An 11,501-nucleotide genomic window follows, 5' to 3' on the forward strand; every position below is an offset into this window, starting at 1 on the left:
ATATTAAGTAGAGAAAACAAGAGATTGATATCTCTCGTTGCCGTTTTTTGCCGCTATTTTTCAAACATGCCACTTTGAATAAAAAAGCGGCAATCGATAGAATCATTCGCACGTATGGCATAGCACATACGGCAGAGAACTAACCCCAGATTAACGACTGTTCACAGCTAAATATAATTAAACAAGGTCAGGTCTTTGGTCTTGCCAAACGCTTGTTGTGAAGCTTGTAACGCTCGAGAGTTTTCATTGAATTCAATGATGGCTTTCGAATAGTCCAAGTCTTCAAAGTTGCTTTTTGCTTTCGCTAAAGACAACTTAAAATCTTCATGTTGCTGCTCTTGAATATCCAACGTACTCAAACGTGCACCGACATCCGTTCTCGCCTTAGTCAAATGAATAAACGCGGCATGAAATTCTTCTGTCATTTGGTGCAGTTTTGCCGTTGCCGATGCATCCGATACTGGATTTTCAGCCTGTTCGGCGGTATCTTTGAATGTATCAAAAATAGAAAATGTCTTTCTCGGCTCTAAAGTGATCGAGTCACCCTTCGTGATCTGCCCCTTGAATTGGATATTCAGACCTTCATAGACAACACCTTTCGAAGGATCAAAATCTTCCGAGGCAACCACTTCGCCATCTTTTTCAAGCTGGTAAGCGAACTTGCCTGTTTGCATATCAACAAAAGTCACTTTATAAGTAGAACTATCGTCAGCTTTATTGGTTGCGCGCCCTAGTAATAACTCAGAGGCTGGTTCAAGATCATATTGAGGCTCGTAGTCACCAAACGGGTTATCTATTTCCATAAACAACTTACTGCCCGGATCATTCATTGCCATTTCAAAGCTCGTTGCTACTCGCATCTTTCTTTGATAGTCATCACCTTGATAAGAAACGTTCCCTTCATTATCTTGAAAAAATGGCTGGCTCTTGGGCTTGGTTCCTGAAAATGTGTAGTTACCTGACTCATCTTGAGTATTAGCTAAATGCAGAAGATTATTCGATAACTCTTGAATTTCACGTTTCTTCGCTAAGCGGTCTTCCGGAGAAAGTGCACCGTTAATCATTTCCATCACGGTTCGTTTTGCTTCATCCGCGAACCCTTCCGAGTTGGCGACCATGACTTCATGATGTTCAAGGCGGTTTCTAATTAGAGTGATCGCATCGACATACTGTTTAAGTTGCTCAGATTGCTGACCGATGTTTTGTAAATAATGCGTCGCCAAAGGATCATCACTCGCCGACTGTAATTTCTTACCGGAAGCCAGTTGTGCTTGATTATGATGCACCTTGTTTTCTTGGCGGCGAAAGTCATTTTGTACTGACTGATAATTATGAAAGCTAGAAATACGAGTCAACATTTATATCTCCTACCTCAAAGCCAAAATAGTATTAAACGTATCATTGGCGGCTTGCATGATGCGTGAAGAAGCCATGTACGCTTGCTGAAATTTCATCATATTTGCCGCTTCTTCATCTAGGTTCACCCCAGAGACTGAAGCAATACGTTCTTGAGCTGACTCTTTTTCTAGCCTAGCAATATCACTCAAGCGATTTGCCGTTGAAGATTTCAAGCCCGTATTGGTATTCAAGTTGTGGTAAAGATCTAAAATCGTAGACTCACCATCATCCAAGACTTTGCCTGTTTGGAGATCTTGCAATTTACGCAAGTTGCCATTGTCACCTTCTGATGGGACAAGGTTTGCCGTAAATTTATCGTTTGCCACCGCGCCCGGTGTAAGTTCAAACGTTGTGCCATTAATCGTCACTGGGCCTTGTGGTGGATACGGTTGAGGCTGCATAAGTATGTTGCCCTTAGGATCGGTAACTGCAAACTGTTCGCCCTTTGGTGACACGATCACTTCAAATTCTCGTAATTGACCTGCCGCCAAAATTTTGAAACCTGCAGTGCCTTTGGCAAAGGTAGTTGATGCCTCATAGCTTTGCGCCGCAATATCTTTAGGGTCTTTGGTTTCCATCTGAATCTGCGCGGCAAAATTGCGGGTTGGGCGTAGTAAAAGCTTCTCACCCAGTTCAGGCGGATTTCGAACTTCCACTCGCATGCCATCTAAATAAAAGGCATTGCCGGTTGAATTAGTGCTAACTTTTACCGTTTCGCCATCTGGCTTAATCACCACATAATCGCTGCCATCGTATTTCAGACCATACTCGCCGCCTTTCAGAGCAGAAGTATCATCAATATAGACCGCGACATCCGCTTTTGACTGTCCGTGAGCAGTAACACGAGACTTAGCCACTAACTCAGAGTTCACATCGGTAAACAGGTTTTTACCTACATTGCCATTGAGATCCAAACCTTGCGATTGCAGTGCATTGACCTCGTATGAAAACGCGGTCGCCAAACGACCAAGCTCATCCATAACTGCAGGAATATGTTCATCACGCATGTCTAACATCGCGCCGATTTGTCCATCAATATCGCGGTTAGTAATCGCCTTTAATGACTTTCCTTCTACGATAGCAAGACGACGCTGATGTGCATCTGGTACGCCATCGATCATTTTCAGTTGGCTCGCTTCTGTACCAGAAACTAAGGTATGACCATTACCGATATGGACATTAAAGCCTTCATTATTAGCTCGTGGTGTCACCGTCACTTTAGTGTAACCAGAAAGCTCATTAACTAGCTGTTCGTGCTGATCTTGTAGATCATTATGAGGTCCAGGAGTTCGTACCATTAGTCGCTGAAGATCACGGATCTCGTATGCAATTTGGTTAACTCGCTCGATACCCATGTCTAATTTCTTATTCGCAGAATCAGACTGTTGACGAACGGTTTCATGAAATTCATTTAACGTTTTACTCAATAACCCAGCTTTTTCTATGACGACTTTTCGTGTACCCACATCATTCGGGGTATCAGCGAGCGTCTTAACAGAATCAAACCACTCATTAAGGTTCTCTGGGATTTTCTTCGAAACAACCGATGACAACATGCTTGACAGCATATCCAGGTTAGCTTCGGTATCCGCTTTGTTAGCGGCATTGGTTGTTGATAGGTTAAGTTCCTTGACGGCAAATTGGTCCCACGAGCGGCGAACATTTTCCACATGCACACCCATACCGTAGGTTTGACCACCGTACTGGCGCGGGTCATTCACACCTTGAACCACAGACTGGCGGCTATAGCCTTCTGTGTTGGCGTTAGAAATGTTATGACCAGTGGTGTTTAGCTGTCTCTGAGCAGTAAGAACACTTTGTGCTCCTACATTCAGAAGATCCGACGCCATAATGCCCCCAAAAAACTTAACAAAATCAGCATGAACTGATTAACTACTACAGCTTATTATTAAGATATTTAGCAATATATGTGCCAATAGAAATAACGGAGAGTTAAAAGACAATAATTTGTTGAAGTGTAAGGAGAAAACTATGGATGGTGCGTAAGACTGAAGGGGCGGATAAGAAAAGAGCCTGCCGGTGGCAAGCTCTCGAGTGCATTCAATAACGCTATTTCATCTCATCAATCTTAGCTTTAACTCGTAAAACTTTGTCGGCATAGTTAGGGTCGGTTGCGTAACCCGCCTGGTGAATGCCTTTGATGAAATTCTCAGAGTTACCTTGATGCTGCAATGCCGTTTCGTATCTTGGATTTTCGTTCAAGAACTTCACGTAATCATCAAAGCTATCTTCGAAATTAGAGTAAGAACGGAAAGAAGCAGACTCTTTAACGGCTGTTTTACCATGGAACTCTAGAGTTTGAGTAGCAACCTTATCGCCCTTCCAACTTCTATCGGCTTTGATATTGAATAGGTTGTTGCTGTTGCCCAAAGAGTTCTTAATCATCTTAGAACCCCAACCTGTTTCAAGTGCCGCTTGTGCCAATAGCAGTGATGAATCGACACCGAGCGCACTCGCTGCTTTTTCAGCGTAAGGCTTCATTGAGGCAACAAACGATTCTGGAGAATCGAAGGAAACTGGTTGTTTGGCTACTGACACGTCTGTTGCTGACATAGCTTGCGCAGATTGAACTTCGGGTGTTCTATCTTGTGAACGCCCCGAGTACTGCGGTCTTTGCAGAGAGGTATCAAAGCCTTCATTGCGAACCTTATCTTCAGTTGCATCATTTGCTTGGCCAGCGCTTAACTGAGCTACGATCATGTCCGCAAGACCGAGCGAACCTGACGCACTGAGTTCACTCGCCATTTGGTCATCTTGCATCTGACGATAAAACTGTTCATTCTGGCTGTTTAACATATCTGACTTAAAGCTCGAGTTCGCATCACGCATCGACTTAAACAACATCGAGGTAAAAATAGATTCAAACTGTTTTGCTGCAGCGGTTAGCGCTTCTTTTTCACTGCCTTCTTCACCGCTTACCGCTTGTTGACGAAGACGGTCTAGGCTACCAATATCGTGAATAAAGCCGATGTCATTGTTATTTTTAATCATGCTTTATCCCTTAAATAATGATCAACTGACCTTCAATTGCACCCGCTTGTTTCAGTGCTTGAAGGATTGCCATTAAATCAGAAGGTGCGGCGCCGACTTCATTGACAGCGCGTACCAAATCATCGAGCGTTAAACCGGGTTCGAACTTGAACATTTTACCATCGGCTTCGGTTACTTCGATGTCCGAATCAGGAACGACTACCGTTTGACCACCAGAGAATGCGTTAGGTTGACTTACGTTTAGATTTTCTTTGATTGCGACTGTCATGCCGCCGTGGGTTACTGCTGCTGCTTTTAAGCGCACATGCTTACCAACAACAATAGTACCGGTACGAGAGTTAACAATGATTTTTGCAGAGCCCTCTGCAGGGTCAAATTCGATGTTTTCGATGGCAGACAAGAAAGCCACACGTTGGCTGATTTCACGTGGAGCACGAACTTTTACAGAAGTCGCATCTACCGCAGACGCCATTTGAGGGCCTAGAAAATTATTAACCGCATCAGCTAAACGCTGAGCCGTAGTAAAATCAGATTGGATTAAGTTGAAAGTGATGTAGTCACCACGACCAAATGGGGTTGGGATTTCTTGCTCTACCGTCGCACCGCTAGAGATGATACCGACGTTTGGGTTGTTACCAACGAGCTTAGAACCATCGTTGCCTTGAGCACTAAAACCACTCACAACCAAATTACCTTGTGCCACAGCGTACACTTGACCGTCCAGACCTTTAAGAAAAGTCTGCAGCAAAGTACCACCACGAAGGCTTTTTGCTGAACCAATAGACGACACCGTTACGTCTACTTCCTGACCTTGCTTGGAGAATGCCGGAAGTTCAGCGGTAACGATTACCGCCGCAACGTTTTTGGTTTTTGGCTTGGTGCCAGGCGGCAATTGAATGCCAAAATTTTGCAGCATTGCGTTAAACGTTTGATCGGTAAAGGGAGTTGTCTCACCGGTGCCCGGCAAACCCGTCACCAAACCATAACCGACAAGTTGGTTACTACGAACACCCGCTACTTTTGCCACGTCTTTTATACGCGCGGCATGAGCACTGGAGGCAAGAAATAGCATGCCGAAGAGTACGAGTGTTAGTTTTTTCATTGAGTAACCTGTCTGTATTGCTTTAATTTATAATGAGTTAGCTTGAAATTAGATAATTCTGAAAGTGTCAGTATGTCGACACAGTCTCTAGCTCTACAAAGATACATTAAAGAATCGTGCCAAGAACCCAGGTTCTTGCATATCTTTCTGCACACCCGTACCTGAGTACTGAATTCGTGCATTCGAAACACGGTTCGAAGCAATGGTATTCTCAAAGTCGATATCATCAGGGCGGATGGTGCCACTTAAGCGAATGTACTCATCACCCGTATTCAACGTCATCCACTTTTCACCACGAACCACTAGGTTGCCATTAGCTAATACTTCAATAACTTCAACCGTAATGTAACCGCTGATGCTGTTACTTTGGTTAGCTGATGCATCTCCAGCAAAGGTGTTGGTGTTACTCAGATCGTAAGAAAAGTTGTATTTACCAAGTTCTAGGTTTTCACCGCCTACAGCTAACGGTTCCATCGATGCATCGTTCGATTTAGACATATCTGCATTAGCTTTTTTAGTCGCTCGCGTATTCTCATCTAACGCAACTGTAATAATGTCACCAATACCGCGAGGTTTTGAGTCGTCATACATGCTACCAATGTGGTTAGCATTGAACAGTGAGCCTGTTGCTGCCGCATAATGCTCTTGTTTTTTCTTCGGGTTAATTGGCGCCCATGCAGGATCACCAGCAATAGGGTCCGTTCTATCTCGAAGTGTGTCGATAATACCAGAGCTTTCCTGGGCCGACTTGTCGCCTTCTACGGCATCAACCACTGTGGTTGCGTTCTCTTGCGCCGGAGTTTCAATTGGAGCCAATGGGGCGCAGCCAGTCATAGACAAAAATAGGGCTAAACAAACAATACGTTTCATGGCGACATACTCTCAGCGGGCAATGGTAAACAGAACGATCAAAAGAAATAAGTAAACAGCGAATTAACTAGCTACAGTTGTTGGTTAACGAAGCTCATCATCTTATCTACCGCCGAGATAACTTTTGAGTTCATTTCGTATACACGTTGAGCTTCAATCATGTTAACCAACTCTTCAGTTACGTTTACATTGGATGCTTCAAGCATAGACTGACGAACATTACCTAAGCCATTCAACCCCGGAACACCCTCTTGCGGGTCACCACTTGCACCTGTAGGCAAGTAAAGGTTTTGGCCAATGGGCTCTAAACCACCTGGGTTTACGAAATCAGTAATAGTGATTTGACCAACCACGACGTTGTCTTGCTGACCACGTAGACGAACCGACACCTCACCATCGTTCCCAACCGTTACCGAGATCGCGTCTTCAGGAATAACGATTTCGGGTTGTAGGGCATAACCTTGACCCGATGTTACGATCGCGCCGTCACCGTTCAATGTGAACTGACCATTACGGCTGTAACCTGTTTCACCGTCTGGCATCTCAACTTGGAAGAAACCGTCGCCTTCAATCATCATATCTAGGCTATTCGACGTTGTTTGTGCGTTACCGTGAGTGTGCACCTTTTGGGTTGCAACTACCTTAGAACCAGCACCCAACATCAAACCACTTGGCAACTCAGTATTCTGAGACGATTGGCCACCTGGTTGGTTAATATTCTGATAGAACAGATCTTCAAACACCGCGCGGCTCTTTTTAAAACCAATGGTTGAGGCGTTGGCAAGGTTGTTTGAAATTGTTGAAATATTGGTTTGTTGGGCGTCTAAACCGGTTTTACTTACCCATAATGCTGGATGCATAGTAATTTCCTTAAAATTCTATTAGCTCATACGAAGCAGTGAATCAGACGACTTGTCCATTTCCTCTGCTGTGCTCATCATCTTGACCTGCATTTCAAACTGACGTTGTAAGTCAATTAAGCTGGTCATTTCACCTACGGCATTTACGTTACTGCCTTCGATAGCACCTTTAAGCAACGTTACCGCTGCATCTGCTTCGTATGCCTGATCTGGGTTTTTCGAACGGAAGAGGCCATTCGTATCTTTAAACAAGCTTTGGTTATCTGGACGCACAAGCTTAATACGATCAACTACGGCTAATTCTTCAGCTGGAGCGCCTTGAGGAATCACCGAAATCGTACCATCAGTACCAATTTCTACTTTACTGATTGGGATTGGGAGCGTGATTGGTGCGTCGTTTTCACCAAGCACTAAATGGCCACTTGCGTTGGTAAGTAGACCGTTTTGGTCAACCCTTAGGTTACCGTTGCGAGTTAAACCTTCACGACCAGTGTTGTCCATAACTGAAATCCAACCATCACCTTGAATGGTGACGTCTAGATCTCGGCCTGTAGTAACCACACTACCCTGAGCGAAATTATGACCCGGACGCTCTGTCATGCTGAAAACACGAGTAGGCATACCTTCGCCATACGCTTGCATTGAACGTGCCTGTGCTAAATCAGCACGGAAACCCGTTGTACTTACATTGGCAAGGTTGTTCGAACGCAGCTGCAAAGCCTGCATATTTTGCTTAGCGCCGCTCATGGCAAGAAACAGTGCGCGATCCATAATTTTGCTCCAAAAATCATTTTCTGGAACTAATAAAGCAAACACTATGCCAATATTTTTAACTGTTATTTATCAAAAACTTAAACGGAGAAACAACAAAAAAAACTGACCATAAAGGATCATTGAGGAAGAATTGTTGCCAGAGGCATTACCGGGCGGCAATAGGGGCGGCAAATAGAAAAACAAACAGCCATACGTAATTCATCAACAATACCCAATTCAATAACATTGAATTGGGTATTCGCAGATGATTCAAACGCTCGAAACGATTAACGAATCTGAAGAATATTCTGTTGTAGTTGGTTGTGTACTTCTAGAGAACGAGAGTTCGCTTGGAAGTTACGTTGAGCAGAAATCAAATCAACCAATTCTTGAGTCATATCGATATTCGACTGCTCTAGTGAGCCATTGTTGATACTACCAAATGAACCTTTATTTGATTCACCCCAGATTTTATCACCTGAAGCGTTAGTAGAATCCCATTGAGTGCCGCCTTTCTTATCTAGACCATGCTCATTAGGTACACGAACTAAACCTACGCGGCCTAGTATCACATTTTCACCGTTTGAGTAACTGCCTAGAACACTGCCGTACTCATCGAAATCGATTTTCGTTAAGAAACCAGTTGTCGCGCCATCTTCATCAAACCTAGACAGTTCGAATGGAGCGGCAAACTGAGTTGAAGAATCCAGACCAAAGTTAAGTACCTGTGTCGGATCTGCACCGTTCAAATCAATTGCGTTCTCACCAGCGCCGATAGGATCAGATAGAATTGGCTGACCACTGTTAAGGCTTGCTAAGGTACCGTCATTGTTGAATTTCATGGTGTGACCAACATGACCTGCTGAATTCGTCGCGTCGCCACCAGTAATATTTACCGGCTTCTCGCCCGTTTCATCTGACATGGTGTAGTACGTTTGCCAAGTATTCGGTTGAGTCTGATCTTTTAGGTAGTAAGTCGTTAACTTGTAAGACTGTCCCATAGAATCGTAGACCGTCGAAGACGTTGCACGGTTATAGGTATCTGGATCTTTGAAGTCAAATGTTGCCGGGTCTTTAAGATCACCGTTCGCAGGAAGGTTAACCCCTACTTCAATGTTTTCTGTCTGTTTAGGCTTACCAAACTCAGCTGGAATGTCGAGAGGCTTTGGTGCATAAGAAAGAACTTCACCCGAGTTTGGATCGACATCATAACCTAAAAGAAACTCATCATTGGCCGTAACCATGTAGTTGTCTTTGTTTAGGTGAAATGCACCATTACGCGTTAGTTCATTGATCTCTGGCACCATACGGTCTTTCGATACTGCAAAGAAACCTGTACCACTTACACGCAAGTCCATTGGGTTATTCGTATAGATACTTGAACCTTCATGGAACTGTTGTGCCACTTGGCTAGCTTGCGCACCACCTCCTGGCGTCGTTTTTGCGTTAGTGAACAACGAGCTTGAGTAAACATCCCCGAACTCCGCACGAGACTCTTTAAAGCCAAATGTGTTTGCGTTCGCAATGTTGTTACTGGTTGTATTCAGGTCTAACTGTGCAGCGGATAGACCGCTTAAAGATACATATGACATTCCAATATTCTCCTAATCTAGCTAGCATAATCACTCTAAAAAGAGCTACGCTTTACCAACTTCTAGTACTTCAGCAAGTCGTACTGGCGATGTAAAACCAGCCAGATTGAGTAGTACGTTGCCATCGCCTTTACCAAGAAGCACACTGTTCACGTTCGCATAACTCGACACTTGGAACTCTGTGTTCTCACCTTCCAATAAACCCGACGCTTTCACGTTGTATTTACCGGCCGGCAATGGATTACCGTCTTCGTCTTTTCCGTCCCACTCAACACGCGTGTCACCAGATGGTTTTGAGCCGATATCAAAAGTGCGAACCAATTGGCCAACTTCATTCTCAACACGGACCATTACATTGTCCATTGCCTGAGGAAGCTTAACCATTGACGCCATACCGCCATCACCTTGTTTCACACCTGCCGCTCCAGGAACCAATACATCGCGGCCAACCAAAGAAGATGCCTGCAGTGCTTGGTTAGAGGTCATTGATGAATTCAAGCTTTCAAACTGTGTATTCATTTTGCCAATGCCATCTACGGTCGCAAATGAAGCCATTTGCGCAATCATCTGGTCATTGCTAACCGGCTTAAAAGGGTCTTGTTGTGCAAGTTGCTTAGTCAACAACGATAAGAAGTCATCTTGTTTAAGATCTTGCTTACCTGTCGTTTCATCGGGCTTCTTAGCACCATCTTGAAGACTCTTCAGCTGGTCAACATAGGACAAGCCGCTTTGACCAACATTGTTGATTCCAGCCATTTGCTACCTCCTTATCCTTATTGACCCATCTGCAGCGTACGCAGCAGCATTTGTTTACTCGAGTCAGCAACCTGTACGTTTGTTTGATACGCACGTGATGCTGAAATCATGTTTGCCATTTCTTCCATAACGTTAACGTTAGGCTTATAGATGTAGCCTTCGTTGTTCGCTAACGGGTGATCTGGGTTGTACTCCGCATTCAGCGGTTTATCGCTTTCTACGATACCTAATACTTTTACTGGCACAGTGTGACCACTATTACGTGCCTGATTTAACTCAGCGCCAAACACTGCGTGACGAGCCTTGTAAGTGTCTTTAGCAGAGCTACTTACACTGTCTGCGTTAGCAAGGTTACTTGAGGTAGTATTTAGACGAACAGATTCAGCACTCATCGCAGAACCAGTCACATTGAATACATTAAATAAGCTCATCTAGTTATTCCCCTTTTATCGCTTTAGTTAAATTCTTGAACTTACTTCCTAAGAAGTCGAGAGAGGCTTGATGCCTAATTTGGTTTTGCATGAAAAGATTTCGTTCCAAATCCAAATCAACCGTATTGCCATCTCCAGTATCAGGTTGCGTAGGAATTCGATACTTCGTTTCCCCATTCACCGTTGTTGAGGCAGAAATATGCCGACCGTCTGTTCGGCTAAGACCAATGCTTGCCCCAGAACTTGCCGCCTGCAGTGATTTATTAAAGTCTAATCCCTTTGCTTTATACCCAGGCGTGTTAGCTTGCGCGATATTGGTGGAAAGCACCTCAGCGTTACGCTCACGTACACCAACTGTGTGCTGGTGAATGCCTAAAGCATTGTCAAAAGAAATAGCCATGTAAACCTCAACTCAAGAACTGACTGTTATGAAATAACCCAAGCAATATATATACCAACTTTAAAAATAAAGTGGCCGACCATTACTTTTACAGGTTACTCGTGGGTAAACTTGCAATATACAAGCCAACAAATAGAGTAAATTGGAATGTCACTCTGACTTAAAGATATAGATTAAATGAGAAAAAGAAAACCCAGCACTTGGCTGGGTTTTAAATTTGGACAGTAATATTGCACCTTAAAGTGGTGACACTAATTACTTTAATTTGTAGATGATGCCTGGATTACAGCGAACCATTTCAAAACGATCTGTTAAGCCGGTTAACGA

The 11,501-nt window shown here is 43.9% G+C and carries 11 protein-coding genes; all 11 read right to left on the reverse strand.

Translation table 11 applies throughout. From position 1 onward, the window contains the following. Window positions 1-167 precede the first annotated feature (167 nt). A complete protein-coding gene (gene flgL, locus AB4496_RS19335) occupies window positions 168-1,358 on the reverse strand; it encodes a flagellar hook-associated protein FlgL (RefSeq protein ID WP_009848565.1) in 1,191 nt (396 codons plus the stop codon). 9 nt (window positions 1,359-1,367) lie between these two features. Continuing rightward, a complete protein-coding gene (flgK, locus tag AB4496_RS19340; RefSeq protein WP_009848566.1) occupies window positions 1,368-3,248 on the reverse strand; it encodes a flagellar hook-associated protein FlgK in 1,881 nt (626 codons plus the stop codon). Between the two features lie 220 nt (window positions 3,249-3,468). Further along, window positions 3,469-4,410 carry a flagellar assembly peptidoglycan hydrolase FlgJ gene (flgJ, locus tag AB4496_RS19345; RefSeq protein WP_009848567.1) on the reverse strand — a complete coding sequence of 314 codons (942 nt, stop codon included), beginning with the start codon at window positions 4,408-4,410 and terminating at the stop codon, window positions 3,469-3,471. A gap of 10 nt (window positions 4,411-4,420) precedes the next feature. Beyond that, window positions 4,421-5,512 (reverse strand): flagellar basal body P-ring protein FlgI, encoded by a 1,092-nt coding sequence (locus tag AB4496_RS19350; protein WP_009848568.1) that lies wholly within the window; start codon window positions 5,510-5,512, stop codon window positions 4,421-4,423. A gap of 93 nt (window positions 5,513-5,605) precedes the next feature. Beyond that, window positions 5,606-6,382, reverse strand: a complete 777-nt coding sequence (gene flgH / locus AB4496_RS19355) for a flagellar basal body L-ring protein FlgH (protein ID WP_009848569.1) — start codon at window positions 6,380-6,382, stop codon at window positions 5,606-5,608. A gap of 71 nt (window positions 6,383-6,453) precedes the next feature. Next, entirely contained in the window at window positions 6,454-7,242 is a 789-nt protein-coding gene (gene flgG / locus AB4496_RS19360) for a flagellar basal-body rod protein FlgG (protein WP_009848570.1), read from the reverse strand. A 21-nt stretch (window positions 7,243-7,263) separates the two neighbouring features. Beyond that, window positions 7,264-8,013, reverse strand: coding sequence for a flagellar basal-body rod protein FlgF (flgF, locus tag AB4496_RS19365; RefSeq protein WP_009848571.1), 750 nt, complete (start codon window positions 8,011-8,013; stop codon window positions 7,264-7,266). 269 nt (window positions 8,014-8,282) lie between these two features. Continuing rightward, window positions 8,283-9,587, reverse strand: coding sequence for a flagellar hook protein FlgE (gene flgE, locus AB4496_RS19370; RefSeq protein ID WP_009848572.1), 1,305 nt, complete (start codon window positions 9,585-9,587; stop codon window positions 8,283-8,285). Window positions 9,588-9,632: 45 nt separating this feature from the next. Continuing rightward, a complete protein-coding gene (gene flgD / locus AB4496_RS19375; protein WP_009848573.1) occupies window positions 9,633-10,343 on the reverse strand; it encodes a flagellar hook assembly protein FlgD in 711 nt (236 codons plus the stop codon). Window positions 10,344-10,360: 17 nt separating this feature from the next. After that, a complete protein-coding gene (flgC, locus tag AB4496_RS19380) occupies window positions 10,361-10,774 on the reverse strand; it encodes a flagellar basal body rod protein FlgC (RefSeq protein WP_009848574.1) in 414 nt (137 codons plus the stop codon). A gap of 4 nt (window positions 10,775-10,778) precedes the next feature. Then, window positions 10,779-11,174 (reverse strand): flagellar basal body rod protein FlgB, encoded by a 396-nt coding sequence (gene flgB / locus AB4496_RS19385; RefSeq protein WP_009848575.1) that lies wholly within the window; start codon window positions 11,172-11,174, stop codon window positions 10,779-10,781. Between the last annotated feature and the right edge of the window lie 327 nt (window positions 11,175-11,501).

It is taken from the genome of Vibrio sp. 10N.222.46.A1, assembly GCF_041473595.1.
GTDB lineage: Bacteria > Pseudomonadota > Gammaproteobacteria > Enterobacterales > Vibrionaceae > Vibrio > Vibrio tasmaniensis_A.